Source organism: Azospirillum sp. A26 (genome assembly GCF_042604635.1).
Taxonomy (GTDB): domain Bacteria; phylum Pseudomonadota; class Alphaproteobacteria; order Azospirillales; family Azospirillaceae; genus Azospirillum; species Azospirillum palustre.
Genome location: NZ_CP170473.1, coordinates 1,408,528 through 1,427,081, shown reverse-complemented (window position 1 = coordinate 1,427,081; position 18,554 = coordinate 1,408,528). Strand labels below are relative to the sequence as shown.

Sequence of the window (18,554 nt, the reverse complement as noted above, 5' to 3'; positions counted from 1 at the left end):
GTACGCGGTTCTTGAAGCTCCTCGCAACGCATCCCCCTCACCCTAACCCTCTCCCCGGGGGGGAGAGGGGACCACCCGTTTTCGCAAGCCACATCCTCACCCGCCGAACAGGTCGGCGAAGGCGCGCTTGTTGGCCTCGTCCTCGGCCAGCGCCTTGGCGGGGTCGTAGGGCAGCAGCGTGATGCCGGCCGGATCGGGGAAGCCCGGCGGCGGGTTCACCCCCGGCAGCGCCGGCAGGAAGCCCTGGGCCGAGGCAAGCTCCTGCCCCTCGCGGCTCAGCAGAAAGTCGATGAAGGCCTTTGCCGCCGCCGGATTCTTCGCGGTGCTGAGGATCGCCACCGGCTCGCTGACCGCGCTGACGCCCTCCTTGGGGAAGACGAAGGCGACGGGCGCGCCCTTCAGATGCTCGCGGATCGGCAGGTAATCGACGATCATGCCGTAGAGCTTCGCCCCGCCGGCCACGTCCTTCAGGATGCCGCCGTTGCCCTTGGCCGCGGTGACGGCATTGCGCTGCAACGCCTCGTAATAGGCCACGCCCAGCGCCGGCTGCGCCTTGATCGACGCCATGTGGATGGCGGCGGCGCCGGAATAGAGCGGGCTCGGCATCACCGTGGTGCCCTTGGCCTCCGGCTTCAGCAGATCCTGCCAGGAGGTCGGCTTCATCGCTGCTGCGGTGTTGTAGACGATGCCGGTGGTGATCAGCTTGGTGCCGAACCAATAGCCCTGCGCATCGTGCGTGCCGGGGCGGAAGCCGGCGACCGGAGCGCCCTGGTAGGGTTGCAGCCGCTTTTCCGCCTTCAGCGATTCCATCGTCACCGCGTCGGCGATCAGCAGCAGGTCCGGCTGCGGCGCCCCGGCGGTGAACTCGGCACGCAGCTTGTTCATCAGCTCGGTGGTGCCGTTGCGGATCCACTCCACCTCGACGCCGGGGTTCTTCGCCTTGAAGGCCTCCACCGTCTGGCGGGCGTCCGGCTCCAACTGCGAGGTGTAGAGCACCAGCTTGCCGGTGGCACTTTCAGCCAGGGCGCCATGACCGAGCGCCAGCGTCAGGACCGTGGCAAGGGTGGCGAGGAACGCCTTCATCTCTGTCGTCTCCGTTGGATCGGGAGCCTTGTCTTACGCGATACCGATGACAGGCGCGTGACAATGGACGGAAAGGGCCAAATCGATCAATAGGGGCTGGCAATAGGGGCTGGTGATAGGGACTAGTCGATCAGCTTCCCGTCCTTGAAGAAGGGATAGGGGCCGTCATAGACGCCGACCATTGCTGTGTGGCTGACCACCCCGGTGTCGGCGCGCCACATGTGGATCTGATAGCCCGGCGGCTCCATCACGAAGGCCGACGGCGCGTCGTCGCGCAGGTCGAGCGCCACCTGATGCGCGGTGGAGGGGGCGGTCGAGGCGATGGTGCCGGCCCAGCGCACCTGGATCGGCCGGTGCAGATGGCCGCACAGCACCCGCTCGACTTGGCTATGGCGGCGCACCACCGCGGCCATATCTTTCGCGCCGCTCAACCCCAGCCGGTCCATATGGCCGATGCCGGTGTCGAAGGGCGGATGGTGCTGGAAGATTATGGTCGGGCGGTCCGGCTGTTCGGCCAGCCGCGCGTCGAGCCAGTCGAGCCGCCCGGCGCAGACCTCGCCCGCGCCGGATCCCGGCAGGACGGTGTCCATGGCGATCAGGCGCACCGGCCACTCCTCCACCGTGTAGTGGAAGAACGAGCTGCCGCCCACCCGCGCCGCCAGATCGGGGAAGGCTTTGGCGAGACCGGCACGCTCGTCATGGTTGCCCGGCACCGCGAAGAGCGGGATGTCGAGCGGCCGCAGCAGGTCGAGCAGCCGCTCATACTCCTCCGCATCGCCGGCATCGACGAGGTCGCCGGTGGCGAGGATGACGTCGGGGCGCGGGGTGAGCGCCAGGACGGCGGCGACGGCGCGCTCCAGGAACGGGGCGGTGTCGACGCGCCGGTAGGCGAGGCGGCCGGGCGGCTTGATGTGGGTGTCGGTGATCTGGACGATGATCATGGGTGGGCTCTCGGGGGTTCGAGTGTTCGTTCGGGAGCGTTACGGAACCGCCAGGACGCGCGCCGGATCGACGCGCAGCCAGACCCGGTCGCCGCGCCCCAGTTCGCTGCGCCCGGCGGCATCCACCGTCAGCGCCGGCCCGTCCGCCGGCTCCACCACCAGCCGGGTGCGGTCGCCCAGGAACACCGCGGCGGCGACGGTGCCGCCCAGATGCCCGTCGGCCTCGCCGGCCAGCGCCAGATCCTCCGGCCGGACCAGCAGCTCCACCGCGCCCTCCGGCCCGCTCCAGGGCAGAGTCGCCGACCCGATGGACAGCGTGCCGCCGCGTGACATTCCGCCCAGCCGGTTCATCGTGCCGATGAAGTCGGCGACGAAGCCGTCCGCCGGCTGGTAGTAGATCTCGCGCGGCGTTCCCACCTGCGCCACCCGGCCCTTGGCCATCACGACGATGCGGTCGCCCAGCGCCATCGCCTCGCCCTGGTCGTGGGTGACATAGACGGCGGTGATGCCCAGCCCGCGCAGCAGCCGGTCGATCTCCAGCCGCAGGCTGTCGCGCAGCTTGGCGTCCAGCGCCGTCAGCGGCTCGTCCAGCAGAAGCACGCGTGGCCGCACCACCAGGGCGCGGGCCAGCGCCACCCGCTGCCGCTGCCCGCCCGACAGCTGGTCGATCCGCCGCCCGGCGAACTCGCCGAGATGCATCAGATCCAGCATCTCCTCCACCCGGCGCCCGCGGTCGGCACGGGCAACTTTGCGCACCTTCAGCCCGTAGGCGACATTCTCCGCCACCGTCATGTTGGGGAACAGGGCGTAGCTCTGGAACACCATGCCGACATTGCGCCGCTCGATGGGGAGCGCGGTGACGTCCTCCTCGCCGAACAGCACGCGGCCCCCCGGATCGGGGCTTTCCAGCCCGGCGATGATGCGCAGGGTCGTGGTCTTGCCGCAGCCCGACGGCCCCAGGAAGACGACGGTCTCGCCGCCGCGGATGGTCAGGTCCAGCGGCTCCAGCGCGCGGGCGCCGCCCGCGAAGGTCTTGCCGCAGCGCTCCAGGCGGATCGGCACGGCGTCGAGGTGGAAGCTGTTCTGCATCACGCTGTCTGGCATTGTGGAGAAGACCTCAAACGGACGGACGGCCGCGCCTGGACAGACCCTGCATCAGGATCAGGCTCGGCACAATCATCAGGAAGAAGACGAGGGTATAGGCGCTGCCGATCTCGATCCGCAGCGAGGCATAGCTGTCTGCCAGCCCGACCGGCAGGGTCTTGGTCAGCGGCGTGTGCAGCAGCCAAGTCAGGTTGAATTCCCCCACCGACAGGGTCAGCACCATCAGCGACCCGGCCAGGATGCCGGAGCGGCAGTTGGGCAGAACCACCGTGGCGAAGCGGCGCAGGAAGCCGGCGCCCAGGCTGGCCGCCCCCTCCTCCAGCGTCGTCAGGTCGATGGAGCCCATCACCGCCAGCACGGCGCGCACCATGAAGGGCAGGGTGAACAGCACATGGCCGATCAGGATGAACAGCCAGCTGCTGCGCAGATCCCCGACGCCGCCATAGGTGACGATCAGCGCCAGCGCGGTGGCGAGGCCGGGAATGGCGACCGGCATCATCAGCATCTCCTCCACCAGCCGGGCGATCCGGCCGGGGCGCCGTGCCAGCGCATAGGCCGCCGGCACACCGAGGACCAGCGTGCAGGCCAGACAGGCGAAGGCGATCTGCAAGGACAAGAGGATCGTGCCAGAATAGACCCGCAGAACCTCGTCGACCCAGCGCAGGGTCAGGCCGCTCTTCAAGCCGACGAAGTAGTTGGCGGTCAGCCCGGCCAGCATCGACATCGCCATCGGCACGGTCAGCAGGGCGCAGACCAGCAGGGTGAAGCCCAGTTGCAGCCAGAACCCCCAGCCGCGTCGTTTGGACAGGTCACGCATCGTCCTCACCCCGCCGCCGCGACGGAGGTGCCGGCGACGCTGCGCGCCACCGCCAGCGCCGCCCAGGTGATGAGGCCGAGCAGGACGCTGAGCGCCGCCGCCGCCGCGATGTTCGCCTGGAGCGTGAATTCGGTGTAGATCGTCATCGGCAGCACATTGATCCGGGTGGCAAGCGTGAAGGCGGTGCCGAAGGCGCCCATCGAGGTGGCGAAGCACAGCGCGCCGGCCGAGATCAGCGCCGGTTTCAGCGCCGGCAGGATGACGTCGGCGACCACGCGCCAGGAGGACGCGCCCAGCGAGCGCGCCGCCTCCTCCAGCCGCGGGTCGAGCTTCTCCGCCGCCGCCATCACCGTCAGGATGACGCGCGGGATCGAGAAATAGACGTAGCCGAGGAAAAGCCCGGCCATCGAATAGGCGAAGACCAGCTTTCCCGCCCCCAGCGCCTGGGTGATGGTGCCGATCAGCCCCTGCCGCCCGGCCAGCATGATGACCATGAAGCCGATGACGACGCCGGGAAAGGCCAGCGGAAAGGTCATCAGCGCCACCAGCAGGGCATGGCCGGGAAAGCGGTTGCGCACCAGGAACAGCCCGGCGACGGTCGAGACCGCCAGCGTGACCAAAGTCACCCCCGCCGACAGCGCCAGCGTGGAGACCAGGCTGTCGAGATGGCCGGGATCGGCCAGCGTGGTCAGATAGGCCGACCACCCCGCCGTCCCGCCGGCGCCGATCAGGATCAGCCGGACCAGCGGCAGCAGGAAGAAGGCGGCGAACACCGCCGCCGCCGGCGCCAGCAGGGCCGCCAGCCGCAGCGGTTCGCCCGCCCACCCCGGCCGGACCGGCGGACGCGCCGCCGGCCGGTGGGGAAGGGGGGCGTCCTGCACGCAGGCGCTCATTTCACCTCCGCCTGATAGCGGTCCATGAAGCCCTTCTGCGCCTCGGCCATCCGCACCAGATCCACCGGCTTGGCGCGGGCATAGTCGGCGGCCGGCAGGAACTTGGCCGCGGTCTCCGCCGACATCGCCTCGGCGCGCACCGGGCGCATGAAGGCGTTGGCCCACAGGGTCTGGCCCTTGTCGGACAGCACATAGTCCAGCACCTTCTTCCCGTTGTCCGGGTTCGGGCCGTTCCTGACCAGCGCCATCACATAGGGGACCGACACCGTGCCTTCCGTCGGGATGACGAAGGCGACCGGCGCCTTGTCGGTGTATTTGGCGCGGTAGGCGTTGAAGTCGTAATCGATCAGGATCGGAATCTCGCCCGACAGCACGCGGGCGTAGGAGGTCTGTTTCGGCACGATGGGCTGGTTCTTCTGCAAGTCCCTGAACCAGCCGACCGCCTTGTCGAAGCTGCCGTAGTCGCCGCCCAGCGCCAGATTGACCGCCACCGCCCCGACATAGCCGACGGCGGCGCTGGTCGGGTCGAGATAGCCGACCATGCCGGAATAATCGGGCTTCAGCAGGTCGGCCCAGCTCTGCGGCACCGGCTTGCCGCCCAGCGCCTCGGTGTTGACGAAGAAGCCCAGCGTGCCGCTGTGGATTGCGAACCAGTTGCCGTCGGCATCCGTCATCCCGTCGGGGATGTCGGCCCAGCCCGCCGGCTTGTAGGGGGTGACGAGTCCGGCGGCCTTGGCCTGGATGCCGACCGGCCCGCCGAGATAGGCGACGTCGGCCACCGGCTTGTCCTTTTCCGCCAGCATGGCGGCCATCGCCTGACCCGAGTTCTTGTTGTCGAACGGCACGGCGATGCCGAGATCGGTCTTGATCGCCTTCAACTGCGACGCCCAGTCGGCCCATTCCGGCGGGCAGTTGTAGCAGATGGCGGTCGGCTCCGCGGCTGCGGCGGGCGTTGCCGCCGTGGTCAGGGCGGCGGCCAGCGCGGCAGCGCCGAGAAGGAGCGGCTTCATCATGATTGCGTGTGTCTCCGTTCGGAAAGCGCTTAAGTCGTTTTCGATGGCGCCGGGCCGAGCGATTCGCCCGGCCGCAGGGTGAAGGGCAGCATCACGGCGCGGCCCTGCAATTCGCCGGAAAACCCGGTGCGCAGGCATTCGAAGGCGGTGGCGCCCATCGCGCGGGCCGGCTGCACCAGGGTGGCGAGGCTGGGCGCCATCAGCCGCCCGACCTCGATGCCGTCGAAGCCGCAGACCGACACGTCGTCCGGCACCGACAGGCCTAGGTCGCGCAGCGCCCGGATGGTGGCGAGCGCCAGCATGTCGTTGGAAGCGAAGAAGGCCGTCGGCCGCTCCGACCCCTCCAGAAAGGGCGCCAGCCGGTAGGCCAGCCGCATCTCGCTGAAATCGACCTCCACCACCGGCCCCGGCGGCAGCCCGGCATCGCCGAGCGCTGCCAGCCAGCCGGCATGGCGCCGGCGCGAGCGGTCGGACTGGCGGAACCGCCCGGCGATCATGCCGATGCGCCGGTGGCCGAGTTCCGTCATCCGCTCCACCACCGCGCGGGCGGCCGCGACATTGTCGACCGACACATGGGCGCGCGGCACCCGTTCCGGCTGGTTGTAGGCCAGCACATAGGGCAGCCGCACCTCGTCCAGCGTGTCGAGCGACCCGCTGCGGTCGGCATCGGCGACGGTCAGCACCAGCCCCTCGACCCGGTTGGACAGCAGCCCCTCGATGGCGCGCACCTCCCGTCCCGGATCATAGTCGGTGGAGGCGATCAGCACGCTGTAGCCGGCCTCCGCCGCCGCATCCTGGATGCCGGCGACGCTTTCCGCGAAGACGGGATTGGTCAGCGACGGCACCAGCACGCCGACGGTGCGGGTGCGCGCCGCCTTCAGGTTGCGGCCGATGGTGCTGGGGCGGAAGGACAGGTCGGAGGCGGCGGCGCGCACCTTCTCCATGGTTTCCGGCGTGGCGTTGCCGCTGCCGTTGAGGACGCGCGACACGGTGGCGATGGACACCCCGGCGCGCGCCGCCACGTCGCGGATCGTCGCCACGCGGTCCATCGCGCGCCCATCCGCCATCCGTCCATCGCCTGCCCGCATTCCGCCCCGCACCATCCGCCACCCGTGTTCCAGGCTGCTGTTTCCGGCGCCGGCCGATCCGGCGCGGGTGCAGAGTGGCGGCGCTGTGTTGCAATCGCATGACGCCGTGAAAACGGTTTCGTGAAGAATGGAAACGTTTCCATCCGCCCGAACCGGTTGAAGCGCTGCCCTCCGAAGGCAGTGGCCGCATGGTGGACGGGGGTGTCCGCAAGCCGTCGAAAAAACTGTGATTTTTGTGTTTGCGTCCCCGAATGGCTTGGGCTATGTTGCGCCTCCACCAGCGATGGACCCGTAGCTCAGCTGGATAGAGCGCTGCCCTCCGAAGGCAGAGGTCATGAGTTCGAATCTCGTCGGGTCCGCCATCGATTTGCGCTAGAGCGTTGATTTAGCAGTTAAATCCGCTCTAGCGCGTATCGCCTCCCAAGAAGTTTTGGAAACGGTTTTCAGCGGCGGTCAGTCAAGCTGGACCTTGCATGCCCGCGGCCGTCAGCGTCCGGTTTGGACAATCCCTCGCATCGGGTCTTCCGGGGCATCGGCTGCTGCTCCGATGGGGCCTCAAGCCAGCTCTCTCCCGCCGGGACAAACCACTCTTCCGGTTACGAGTGATGCGTTTACGTGACAGAGCGAAGTTTCCTTCGCTGTCGCGTGAAATTTTTCATCTTCCGTCTCGACACGTCCTTACCCCTTTTGCACAATCCCCTTAAGTTGCATTCTGCAACGTAGAGATTTAACGACGATTGGTGCCCTGACACTGCGTGTTGGGTAAAAGGAGACTTTTCGATGGCGAGGAACCAATATTGGACCGATACCAACGCGGCCCAGGAACAGTCCTACTCATGGTGGAGGTACCCTGCATCCGCAGTTACCTTCGCTCCCGCCACCGTGAGCACCTATGAAGCTGCCGGAACTGCTTCGGGCACGCACGATTATCTGGCTTCCATCGAAATGGTGACAGTAAAGCTGAGGTCAGACGCGACCTACAACTTTTACTCCACCGGGGCATACAAACAACGCCTGACGATTTTCGATTCGTCGGGCTACCTGCTTAACGTAAAGCGCGATGAAACTGGATCCATCGCGAGCATCAATCAGGATGATAGAATTATATCATTCAAGCCGGATACAACCGGAACCTACTATGTGAGACTTGATAACTCATCAAGCTCCAACATGGCATCGTGGAATTTGTCCGTCACCGAGGACATTGGAAGCGACTCCAGAAACACGCCCGGCTTGATCATCGATTCCGGTCGCCCGATCTATCGCTTCTTCAACCGGTCGACCGGCACCCACTTCTTTACCTCGTCCGAAGATGAGCGTGACAACATCAGGGCCGGCCTCAACAACTTTTCCTACGAAGGTCCGGCCTTCAACGCGGCGACGACGGCCTCGTCCGACCCGATCACGGTCTACCGGTTCTTCAACAAGCGCATCGGCACGCATTTCTTCACGTCGAGCACAGTCGAACGCGACAATGTGATCGCCACGTCTTCGGACACCTATTCGTTCGAGGGGGAGGCTTACAAGGCATTGTCGTCCGATAGCAGCAACCCGAACGCCAAATCCCTTTACCGGTTCTTCAACAAAACCAACGGCACCCATTTCTACACGTCGAGCGACGTCGAGCGCGACAGCATCATCAGGAACTCCTCGGCCAGCTACAATTTCGAAGGCGTCGCCTACAAGGTTCTGGATTCGACCATCGCTCCGGCAGGCGCGCCGGTGGTCCAGGCCGCCGCCATGCCGCCGCAGGGCGAGGCCGCGTTGCAGTCCGGCGTCGTCGACATCGCACCCGCCGATCTGACGGCGGCCATTGGCGGATTGCAGGCTGCCGACCCGCAGCCGGTGGCCTTCGGCCCCGGTGCGTTCACCGGCGAAGCGACCGGCGGCTTTGCCGGCCTGTTCCCGCAGCAGCGGAGCGACTGGGCCGCGATGTTCGCCGCCTGATGCTGCCGGCCCCCGCTCCGACCGGGGCGGGGGCCTTTGCAGCAAGGCACCGGCATCCCCCTCAGCGGTCGTCCCGCACCTGGGCGTGGTTGATCAGCGCCACCAGCCCGACGCCGCCCAGGACATTGCCGATCAGCGACGGCAGCAGAAAGCCGAAGGCATAGCGGCCCCAGCCGATCTCGCCGGACATGGCGGCGAAGGACACCTCCACCGATCCGGCGACGACATGGGCGAACTTGCCGAGCGCGATCAGCCAGGTCAGCGCGACGATGACGAAGAAGCGCGCCTGTCCGACCGACGGCGTGATCCAGACCAGCAGGGCGATCAGCCAGCCGGCCAGCACCCCGTGCAGGGTCGTCGTCATGAAATCCGACCGCGCGGCGGTGGTCCCCAGCTCGACGAAGGCGGCGCGCAGCGGCGGGGAGAAGGCCTCCGTGCCCACGGCGAAGGCGGAGAACAGCAGGGTGCCGACGATGTTGGCGACGAAGACCAGCGCCCACAGCCGCACCACCGCCGTCAGGGTGCCGGACGACCAGCGGTGCAGCAGCGGCAGGATCACCGTCAGCGTGTTCTCGGTGAACAGCTGCTGGCGGCCCAGGATGACGATCACGAAGCCGAAGCAATAGCCGAAGCTGGCGATCAACGGCCGCCAGGGCTCGTCCGGCAGATGGGTGGTCAGCAACGCCTCGCCCACCATGGAAAAGCCCATCGACAGCCCGGCCGCCAGACCGGACCACAGAAGGGAGGAGGTGGACCGCTTCAGCTCCTCCTGACCCTCCAGCCGGATCGCTTCGTGCAGGATCAGGGCCGGCGGGTTGGACCGCTCCTTGATCTCTGCCCGCTCATCCTGGTTCAGGCCGGTGTCGCTGGCGTCGGGCAAGGGCGGTGTCCTGGCAGGGGTGGTCCCTCACCAGAACAGCCCTCACCGCAATGCGTTGCGGAAGGCGTTAGCGATCCGGGGCCTTATTCGGCGGCGTTAGCTTCCGCCAGCAACGGCGGAGTGTGCTCCTCGTCGACGAAGCGTCCGCGGATCGCCACCATGACGTCGAGCCTGTCGAGGAACACCGTCACCAGTTCGGGATCGAAATGGAGACCGGCCTGCTCCCGCATGAAGCTGACGACCTTCTCCAGCGGCCAGGGCTCCTTGTAGGGGCGTGCGGACAGCAGGGCGTCGAACACGTCGGCGATGGCGACGATGCGGCCGGACAGCGGTATTTCGCTGCCGCGCAGGCCGGCGGGATAGCCGGTGCCGTCCCATTTCTCGTGATGCGTCCCGGCGATCTCGGCGGCGAGGTCGAGCAGGGGCAGCCCGCTACCGGCCAGCAGCCGCTGCCCGATGCTGGCATGTCGGCGCATGATCACCCATTCCTCCGGCTCGAGCCGGCCGGCCTTCAGCAGCACCTGATCGGGGACGCCGATCTTGCCGATGTCGTGCAGGGGGGCCGCCTCTAGCAGTTGCGCGGCATAGTTGGCGGTGCAGCCGGCGGCGAGCGCAAGCTGATGGGAGATCTGCGCCATGCGCGCGACATGCTGGCCGGTCTCGTTGTCGCGGAATTCGCCGGCGCTGCACAGACGGCGGATGATCTCGCGCTGGTTCGCCTCCAGCTGCAGGCGGGCCGCCTCCAGCTCCAGATTGGCGATGCGCAGGGCGGCGGCCTCGCGCGCCGACGCGGCGGAGACCTTGCGGTCGGCCATGGCCGAGACCAGCGCCAGCAGCAGCAGGCCGAAGGCCGCCACCGCCACCAGAACGGCCAGGGGGCCGCTCGACACCCCGTCGCCGAGATTTCCGTCCGCCGGCATCAGCGTGGGATCGAGCTGCACCACCAGGGCCGCCATGCCGGTGTAATGCATGCCGCAGACGGCCACCGCCATCACCAGGGCGGCCAGCGTGCGTTCCAGCAGGCGGTGGATGCGGGTAGCCAGCCATAGCCCCGCGGCGGCGGCCGCCGCGGCGATGGCGACCGACAGGCTCCACAGGGCGGGTTCGTAGGCGATGCGGGCCGGCAGAACCATCGCCGACATGCCGAGATAATGCATCGTCGCCACGCCGAGCCCGACGATGACGCCCGCCGCGGCGATGGTGGCGGGGGAGCGGCGGCGCTGGATGATGCGGAAGCCGACGGCGACGAAGGCGACCGAGGTCACCAGCGACAGCAGGGTCTTCACCGGATCGTAGGCGATCGGCGTGTCGATGGTCAGCGCCAGCATGCCGATGAAATGCATGGCCCAGATGCCGCCGCCCAGCGCCGCCGCGGCGCAGCCCTGCCACATCATGCGGGCGGCGCCGTCCGTCCGGTGCATCCGCTCCGCCATGTCCAGCGCGGAGTAGGAGGCGAAGGCGGCGACGGCATAGGACAGGGCCACCAGCCAATGGTCGTGGGAGAACGGCAGGCCGGACGCCGTCGTGAAGCACAGCCCGGCCAGTTGGATAGACATCCACCAAACTCCTGAAAACACCCGACCGTCGCCGACCTTCGTGCCGCCGATCTTCGATATAACCCGTCCAACCGGCCAGGTTTCAAGAAGCGGGAAACCCCAACCCCGACGGTCGGGTATCGAGCGGCACCGGTCAACGTCCGGTAGTTAGCTAAAAAGCTATCTTTATTTGATCGATGTCAAGAGCGTTGGAGTCGATAGAACGCCAGGCCGATGCACTGTGCGTTTGGTACTCCGCCAAGCCTCCGCTTATACGAAACGGAAGCCTGGCGGTCGGCGGAAGGTAAGATGCGGTCAGGCGTCGGCGAGGGCCATCGGCTGGTGGGCACGGGCCTCGCGTTCGCGCTCAAGGCGGCTCGGCGCCTCGACCCAGGCGATTCGTAGGATATTGGTCGATCCCGGCATGCCGAACGGCACGCCGGCGGTGATGACCAGCCGCTGCCCCTCCTCGGCCAGCCCATGCACATAGGCCAGCCGCGCCGCCTTGTGCACCATGTCGGAGAAGCTCTGGACATCCTCCGTCAGCACGGCGTGGACGCCATAGGCCAGCACCATCCGGCGGGCGATGGCGGCGCTTTCGGTCAGGCAGAGGATCGGCACCTCCGGCCGTTCGCGTGCTGCCCGCAGGGTGGTGGAGCCGCTGGTGGTGTAGGTGGCGATGGCCGCCGCCTTCACCGTATGGGCGACCTGACGGGCGGCGGCGGTGATGGCGTCCGATTCCGTCTGTTCCGGGTCGGCATGCTGGGCATCCATCAGGCCGCGATAGAGCGGGTCGCCCTCCACCCGCCGGGCGATGCGGTCCATGATCGACACGGCTTCGACCGGATAGTCGCCGGACGCGGTTTCGGCCGACAGCATGACGGCATCGGCGCCGTCGAACACCGCGGTGGCGACGTCCGACGCCTCGGCGCGGGTCGGGGCGGGGGCGGAGATCATCGATTCCAGCATCTGGGTGGCGACGATCACCGGCTTTCCGGCCGAACGGGCGGCACGGATGATGCGCTTCTGGATCGACGGCACGTCTTCCGGCGGCATCTCCACGCCCAGGTCGCCGCGCGCCACCATGACGCCGTCCGACATCTCGACGATGCGGTCGAGATGCTGGATCGCCTGCGGCTTCTCCAGCTTCGACAGCAGCGCGGCCCGGCCGGCGATCAGCTTGCGCGCCTCCGCCACGTCCTCCGGCCGCTGGACGAAGCTCAGCGCCACCCAGTCCACCCCCTGGTCGAGGGCGAAGTCCAGGTCGGCGCGGTCCTTGGGCGTCAGCGGCGACAGCGGCAGCACCACGCCCGGCACGTTGACGCCCTTGCGGTCCGACAGCTTGGTGCCGGACACCACGACCGTCTCGGCGAAATCGGCGCCGCAGGCGGTCACCCGCAGCCGCACCTTGCCGTCATCCAGCAGCAGCTCGGCATCCGGCACCAGGGCGGCGAAGATCTCCGGATGGGGCATGCCGACGCGGCGGGCGTCGCCCGGCTCGGCCAGCAGGTCGAGGCAGAAGGGCTGGCCGGCGGTCAGCGTCACCGGCCCGTCGGCGAAGCGGCCCAGCCGCAGCTTCGGCCCCTGGAGGTCGGCCATGATGGCGATGGGGCGGCCGGTCTCCTCCTCCAGCGCGCGGATGGCGCGGACGCGTTCGCCATGGTCCTGGTGGCTGCCGTGGCTGAAATTCAGGCGGAAGACATCGACGCCGGCCTCGAACAGGCGGCGGATCATCTCGGGCGAGGAGGAGGACGGACCCAGCGTGGCGACGACTTTCGTCTGCCGGTAACGGCGGATCGGCTTGGCGGTGCTCATGGCGTAACGGACTCCGAGGGAGAAAAGGGGCGGCCGTGCGGGGCGCTTGCCGTGAAGGGCTTTGGGGGCGGGCGGCGCGGCGCCGCCTCAGGCGACCCCGAACCGGTAGACGATGGACCCGGCGGTCCATTGGCCGGGACGCAGCACGGTCGAGGGGAAGGAGGGCCAAAGGGAGGGGAGGTTGACGGCGTTGGGGAATTTCGACGGTTCGGCGCAGAAGGCGCTGTGTTTGGTGTAGAGCGTGCCGCCCTTGCCGACGTCCCGCGGGGTTTTGCCCTCCAGGAAATTGCCGGTGTAGAGTTGCAGGCCGGGTTCGGTGGACAGCACCTCCAGCGTCCGGCCGCTGGCCGGGTGCAGGAAGCGGGCGAGAAGAACAGGCGCTGCGCCGGTCGCCGGCCGATCGATCACGTAATGCAAGTCATAGCCGTTGCCGAGCGCCAGCATGCGGTCGTCGGCGTCGATGCGGGCGCCCAGCGCCGCCGGGGTGCGGAAGTCGTGCGGCGTGCCTGTGACCTCCACCATCTCGCCGGTCGGCACCCCGGTCTCGCCGAGCGCCAGATAGCGGCCGGCCTGGATGGTGGCGACATGGTCGAGGATCGACGACCCCAGATCGCCCGACAGGTTGAAGAAGGTGTGGTCGGTGAAGTTGGCGATGGTGGTCTTGTCGGCCGCCACCGCGGTCCAGGCGATGGTCAGGGCGTTGTCGTCGCCGACCGTATAGACCAGCCGCAGCGGCAGGGTGCCGGGAAAGCCCTCCTCGCCATCCGCGAAGACATAGCTCAGTTCCAGGCTGGCCTCGTCGATCTGCCGGGCGTCGAAGACCCGGAAGCGCGAGCCGCGCTGGCCGCCATGCAGGGTGTTGGGCGGGCTGTTGACCGTGGCCTGATGGGCGATGCCGTCCAGGGTGAAGCGCCCGTCGGGAATGCGCCCGCAATAGCGCCCGATGAAGGAGCCCATCGACGGCTGCCCGCCCATCGCGCCCTCGATCCCGTCATAGCCCTGGACCACGTCGCCCAACACGCCGTCGCGGTCGGGGACCAGGATCTGCTCGATCTTGGCGCCGTAATTGGTGATGCGCGCCACCATGCCGCGCCCGTTGCGCAGGGTGAACAGATCCACCGGCTTGCCGTCGATGGTGGCGGAGTAGGTCTCTCGCTTGAGGTCGGTCGCCATGGTCAGGCATCCCTGTGGAAGAAGTTAGCAGAAACCGAGAAGCAGCAGCCCCAGGATCACCACCACGCGCAGGAGCAGCGCCGTCTCCAAGGGATCCGCGGTCATGGCTCGGCCTCACCGGATAACTCATGGCATTATTATACTAATATATTAGCGCTGGAAGCAAACCGGTTCCGGTGCCCAACGCGGTTGTGGACAGTATGCCGCAGGATTCCGGTTAAGGCCGTGACGGCGCGGCCAATCGGCTGTGCGGCATCAGGCGTGCCGCATCGTCACCACCAGCACGTCGCGGAAAGCCGGACGCGCCGGATCGGTCGGCTCGACCGGCGTCACGCCGTGGAACACCCGGGCGTCGTCCACCACCGCCGATTCCTGCGGATGGCGCAGGGTGAAGCTGCCGAGCGGCCGGCCGGCGAGGTCATGGATGCTGGTCGTGCCGCTGGAGACGTTCTCGCGCCGGATCAGCATCACCAGCACCCAGTCCACGCCGTCGCGGTGCATCCCTTCCGGGGTGGGCCGTCCGGCTTCGCCGGCACGGGCTTCGATGCGGAACTGATGCACCTCGGTGTGCCAGACCTCCGGCCTGGTGCCGGCGGGGGTGAGCGGGTCGAACAGCGCGAAGCAGGTCTTCAGGATCGCATCCAGGGCGGGGTGGGTCGCGACCGCCTCGGTGATCGGCTCGAACCAGCGTTCCAGGCCGCCGTTCAGCGGGTTGTAGTCGCGGCTCTGGTAATGGGGCTGGTGCGGCTTGCGCCGGATGTCCCCGGCCGACACCGCGAAGGCGGCGTGGCGCCGGCGGCGGTAGCGCCCGCCGTCCGCCATGTAGGTGTCGAGCCCCAAATCGTTCCAGCTGGCGCTGAACCCCTCCCAATCCCGCAGCCCGGCGGCGTCGAGCACTCCCTGCATGGCGTCCGCCGCGACGAAGGAGAAGCCGTCCGCCGCCACAGCGTCACGGACCGCGCGAAGATCATCGGTCATCTGGCCTGTCCGCGTTCAGAAGCGTTTTTGTGCCCGCACCTTATCACAACAGCCGCGGCCCCTTCTCATCCCGCAGCCGCCGGCAGACGCAACACTGCCCTCAGCCCGCCGAGCGGCGAGGCGTCCAGCCGGATGTCGCCGCCATAGAGCCGCGCCACATCCCGCACCACCGCAAGGCCGAGCCCCGTTCCCGGCATGCTTTCGTCCAGCCGCACCCCCGGCTCCAGCGCCGCGTCGCGGCTGTCGCCGGGCAGGCCGGGGCCGTCGTCGTCGAGCGTGACGCTCAGCATGCCGCCGGCCTCGGCCCGGCAGGTCACCCCGACCCGGCCGCGCGCCCATTTGCAGGCATTGTCCAGCAGGTTGCCCAGCATCTCGTCCAGATCCTCGCGCTCGCCGGCGAACAGCAGATCGGCGGGAACATCGACGGCGATGTCCACCCCCGCCGCGGCATGCAGCTTGCGCATCACCCGCGCCAGCGCCGCGACGCAGTCCGCCACCGGCGTGCCGACGCCCGGCACGCCGCGGGCGGCGGCGGCGCGGGCGCGGGCCATATGGTGGTCGAGGTGGCGGCGCATCAGCTCCACCTGCCGGACCATCGCCGGCCCCACCGCGCGCGCGTTGCGCTCGTCCAGCGTGCCGGCCTCGTTCGCCAGCACGGCGAGGTTGGTCTTCAGCGCATGGGCCAGATTGCCGGCCTGCAGGCGCCCGCGGCCGACGACCTCCTCGGCATGGGCCAGCAGCGCGTTCAGATCCTCCACCAGCGGCCGGATTTCCGTCGGCATCGTCCCGTCGAAGCGCTTCTTGCGGCCACCCCGCACCTCTGTCAGTTCGCCGCGCAGGCGCGAAAGCGGGCGCAGCCCGATCTGCACCTGGATCAGTGCCGCGGCGATCAGGGCGGCGGCCAGCACCGCCAGCGACAGGGCCAGCGTGACGTTGAAGGCGCGGGTGACGCCGGCAAGCTCGGCCCGGTCGGCGGCGACGGCGATGCGGATCGGCTCCGTCCGCTCGGGCAGCAGGACGAAACGCTCCAGCACGATCAGCGACTGGTTGGCCGGCCCGGCGGCATCGTGCCGGTGCAGCCCGCCGTTTTCCACCCGGTCATCGGGCAGATCCAGCACGCTGTCCCACAGCGAACGCGAGCGCAGCGGTGCCGCGGCGCTCTCCCCCACCTGCCAGTAGAGCCCCGACAGCGGCCGGCGGAAGCGCGGATCGCTGAGCGGCTGGCGCAGCGCCGGTCTGCCGTCGGCATCGGTCTCCAGCACCGCGGCCAGCTGTTCCAGATGGTTGGCCAGTTCGGCGTCGAAGCGCTGGCGGACATGGGTCTGGAACAGGTCGGCGATGATCCATCCCGCCAGCATCAGCGCCAGCGCCACCCACACGGCGGCACCGGCCAGCAGGCGGAAGCGCAGAGACTCCGTCCATTTCATTTCCTGCCTCCGGCCCTTCCCTCAGGGCTCGTCCGCGCGATAGCCCAGCCCGCGCACGGTCCGGATCACGTCCACCCCCAGCTTGCGGCGCAGGCGGCCGACGAAGACCTCGATGGTGTTGGAATCGCGGTCGAAATCCTGGGCATAGACATGCTCGGTCAGCTCGGTGCGCGACACCGTCTGCCCCTTGCGGTGCATCAGGTAGGACAGCACCCGGTATTCGAAGGCGGTCAGCTCGACCGGCTGGCCGTCCACCGTGACCCGCCCGGTCCGGGTGTCGAGCACCACGGAGCCGCAGGCGATCTCGGCGCTGGCATGGCCCTTGGCGCGGCGGATCAGCGCGCGGATGCGGGCCAGCAGCTCCTCCATGCTGAAGGGCTTCGCCAGGTAATCGTCGGCGCCGGCATCGATGCCCTGCACCTTCTCGTTCCAGGCGTCGCGCGCGGTCAGGATCAGCACCGGCACGGCCACCCCCGCCCGCCGCCACGAGCGCAGCACCGTCAGCCCGTCGATCTTCGGCAGGCCGAGATCGAGGATCGCCGCGTCATAGGGCTCGGTCTCGCCCAGGAAACGGCCCTCCTCGCCATCGGCGGCGGTGTCCACCGCATAGCCTTCGCCTTCCAGCCGCTGTTTCAGCTGCCGGGCCAGTTCGGCGGTGTCCTCGACAACCAGCACGCGCATGCTGTCACCTCCCTCTACTCTGGCTCCCGCCGTGGGACTGGTGGCGGCCCCTGCTTCGCAGCAGCTCCCCGGTGGCGGCGTCATAGTCGAGCTTCATGATCCGGCCGTCCGGCGCGATCAGCTTCAGCTCGTACTGGAAGCCGTCCTCCTCGTCCTCAAGATCGACGTCGAGCACCTCGCCGCCGAACCGCTGTCTGGCGCTTTCGACAATGCGCTCCAGCGGCAGGATGCGGCCCTCGCGCAGGGCGGCGCGGGCGCGCTCATGGTCGTCGCCGGCCTGTGCCGCCGGTCCTGCCGCAAGGAGCAGGGCAACAAGGAGCAATGCGGGACCGGTCCTCATGATCGACCTCTCTGCCGGGGACAGCATCGCGCATCGGGGACGCGCGTTCGAACCAGCATATCGTCGCATCCCTGAACCGCCGCTGAATGCGCATGTCCTGCCGTCTCCAGCCTGAACGGCGGATGAACGGCCCGTTCAGGCTCGGGTCAGGCCGGGTGGGGCAGAGTGCGGTTCATCGGGCGCTTCGGCGCTCCTCCCGCACCACAGGTGATGCCATGCTGAAAGCCGCAACCTCCGCCACTCTCCTTGCCGCCACCCTCCTCGCCGCCACGCTCGCTGCGGGCGCCGCCAACGCCGCCCGGGCCGACGACGACCACCGCCGCGCCGCCGCGGTCCAGCCCGCCAGCCCGCAATCCATCGCCGAGGTGACGAAGGCCGGCGGCGGCACCGTCGCCGGCACGGTCGAGAAGGTGGCTGCGAACTGGTTCGTCCTGACCGACGGCCGCGACCGCATCGACGTCGCCAGCCGCGGCTTCCTTCCCGACGGCATCCAGTCCGGCGACCAGATCACCGTGGTCGGCGGCGTCAGCCAGGGCGCGATCCAGGCCGGCCAGATCATCCGGCAGGACGGCACCGCCTTCGGCCGCGACGCCATGCGGATGCAGGAAGGCCGCCGCCACGGCGATGAGAAGGGCCACGGGAAGGGCAAGGAAAAGGGCCGGCACGGCGACCGCGACGACGACTGAACGGAGCCCCGCCATGCTGAAGAAAATGATCCTCCACACCCTGCTCACCGCCCTGGTCATTGGCGCTCTCGCCGCCGCTTGGCAGGCCAGGGCGGACGGCGCCGCGGGCATGGTCGCCCTGCTGACCACCGGCAACGGCGACTGACCTCATCT

At 68.5% G+C, this 18,554-nt stretch carries 18 protein-coding genes and 1 tRNA gene; 4 read left to right on the top strand and 15 right to left on the bottom strand.

Going from position 1 to position 18,554, the window contains the following annotated elements; translation table 11 throughout:
• Positions 1-96: 96 nt before the first annotated feature.
• The 7 genes from ABNQ39_RS20315 to ABNQ39_RS20285 form a co-directional block, all read right to left on the bottom strand.
• The gene (locus tag ABNQ39_RS20315; protein ID WP_376960052.1) at positions 97-1,083 is read right to left on the bottom strand and encodes an ABC transporter substrate-binding protein; all 987 of its coding nucleotides are present in this window, start codon (positions 1,081-1,083) and stop codon (positions 97-99) included.
• A 122-nt stretch (positions 1,084-1,205) separates the two neighbouring features.
• Positions 1,206-2,024, bottom strand: coding sequence for a phosphodiesterase (locus ABNQ39_RS20310; protein WP_376960051.1), 819 nt, complete (start codon positions 2,022-2,024; stop codon positions 1,206-1,208).
• 39 nt (positions 2,025-2,063) lie between these two features.
• Positions 2,064-3,113 (bottom strand): ABC transporter ATP-binding protein, encoded by a 1,050-nt coding sequence (locus tag ABNQ39_RS20305; RefSeq protein WP_376962641.1) that lies wholly within the window; start codon positions 3,111-3,113, stop codon positions 2,064-2,066.
• Between the two features lie 28 nt (positions 3,114-3,141).
• Positions 3,142-3,945 (bottom strand): ABC transporter permease, encoded by an 804-nt coding sequence (locus ABNQ39_RS20300; protein ID WP_376960050.1) that lies wholly within the window; start codon positions 3,943-3,945, stop codon positions 3,142-3,144.
• 5 nt (positions 3,946-3,950) lie between these two features.
• Entirely contained in the window at positions 3,951-4,838 is an 888-nt protein-coding gene (locus ABNQ39_RS20295) for an ABC transporter permease (protein ID WP_376960049.1), read from the bottom strand.
• The gene (locus ABNQ39_RS20290) at positions 4,835-5,851 is read right to left on the bottom strand and encodes an ABC transporter substrate-binding protein (RefSeq protein ID WP_376960048.1); all 1,017 of its coding nucleotides are present in this window, start codon (positions 5,849-5,851) and stop codon (positions 4,835-4,837) included. The genes ABNQ39_RS20295 and ABNQ39_RS20290 overlap by 4 nt, the downstream gene beginning before the upstream one ends.
• A 29-nt stretch (positions 5,852-5,880) precedes the next feature.
• Positions 5,881-6,918: a LacI family DNA-binding transcriptional regulator gene (locus ABNQ39_RS20285; RefSeq protein WP_376960047.1), complete on the bottom strand. Its 1,038-nt coding sequence runs from the start codon at positions 6,916-6,918 to the stop codon at positions 5,881-5,883.
• A gap of 306 nt (positions 6,919-7,224) precedes the next feature.
• On the opposite strand from ABNQ39_RS20285, the gene ABNQ39_RS20280 reads away from it, so the two are divergent.
• Positions 7,225-7,301 (top strand) — tRNA-Arg (locus ABNQ39_RS20280).
• 418 nt (positions 7,302-7,719) lie between these two features.
• Complete coding sequence (locus tag ABNQ39_RS20275) at positions 7,720-8,886, top strand: hypothetical protein (protein ID WP_376960046.1); 1,167 nt, start codon at positions 7,720-7,722, stop codon at positions 8,884-8,886.
• 61 nt (positions 8,887-8,947) lie between these two features.
• Here ABNQ39_RS20275 and ABNQ39_RS20270 read toward each other — a convergent pair whose 3' ends face one another.
• The 8 genes from ABNQ39_RS20270 to ABNQ39_RS20235 form a co-directional block, all read right to left on the bottom strand.
• Positions 8,948-9,766 (bottom strand): formate/nitrite transporter family protein, encoded by an 819-nt coding sequence (locus tag ABNQ39_RS20270; protein WP_376960045.1) that lies wholly within the window; start codon positions 9,764-9,766, stop codon positions 8,948-8,950.
• A gap of 83 nt (positions 9,767-9,849) precedes the next feature.
• Entirely contained in the window at positions 9,850-11,322 is a 1,473-nt protein-coding gene (locus ABNQ39_RS20265; RefSeq protein WP_376960044.1) for an MHYT domain-containing protein, read from the bottom strand.
• A gap of 294 nt (positions 11,323-11,616) precedes the next feature.
• Positions 11,617-13,116, bottom strand: a complete 1,500-nt coding sequence (gene pyk / locus ABNQ39_RS20260) for a pyruvate kinase (protein WP_376960043.1) — start codon at positions 13,114-13,116, stop codon at positions 11,617-11,619.
• Between the two features lie 87 nt (positions 13,117-13,203).
• Positions 13,204-14,289 (bottom strand): aldose epimerase family protein, encoded by a 1,086-nt coding sequence (locus ABNQ39_RS20255; protein WP_376960042.1) that lies wholly within the window; start codon positions 14,287-14,289, stop codon positions 13,204-13,206.
• A gap of 255 nt (positions 14,290-14,544) precedes the next feature.
• Entirely contained in the window at positions 14,545-15,267 is a 723-nt protein-coding gene (locus ABNQ39_RS20250) for a 2OG-Fe dioxygenase family protein (protein WP_376960041.1), read from the bottom strand.
• A gap of 65 nt (positions 15,268-15,332) precedes the next feature.
• Positions 15,333-16,694 (bottom strand): ATP-binding protein, encoded by a 1,362-nt coding sequence (locus ABNQ39_RS20245; RefSeq protein WP_376960040.1) that lies wholly within the window; start codon positions 16,692-16,694, stop codon positions 15,333-15,335.
• A gap of 21 nt (positions 16,695-16,715) precedes the next feature.
• Complete coding sequence (locus tag ABNQ39_RS20240; RefSeq protein ID WP_376960039.1) at positions 16,716-17,375, bottom strand: response regulator; 660 nt, start codon at positions 17,373-17,375, stop codon at positions 16,716-16,718.
• Between the two features lie 4 nt (positions 17,376-17,379).
• Positions 17,380-17,715, bottom strand: coding sequence for a PepSY domain-containing protein (locus ABNQ39_RS20235; RefSeq protein WP_376960038.1), 336 nt, complete (start codon positions 17,713-17,715; stop codon positions 17,380-17,382).
• A 215-nt stretch (positions 17,716-17,930) separates the two neighbouring features.
• Here ABNQ39_RS20235 and ABNQ39_RS20230 point away from each other — a divergent pair, with 215 nt between their 5' ends.
• Both ABNQ39_RS20230 and ABNQ39_RS20225 read left to right on the top strand, forming a co-directional pair.
• Positions 17,931-18,401 (top strand): cytochrome c maturation protein CcmE domain-containing protein, encoded by a 471-nt coding sequence (locus ABNQ39_RS20230; RefSeq protein WP_376960037.1) that lies wholly within the window; start codon positions 17,931-17,933, stop codon positions 18,399-18,401.
• Positions 18,402-18,414: 13 nt separating this feature from the next.
• Positions 18,415-18,546 carry a hypothetical protein gene (locus tag ABNQ39_RS20225; RefSeq protein ID WP_376960036.1) on the top strand — a complete coding sequence of 44 codons (132 nt, stop codon included), beginning with the start codon at positions 18,415-18,417 and terminating at the stop codon, positions 18,544-18,546.
• Positions 18,547-18,554 lie beyond the last annotated feature (8 nt).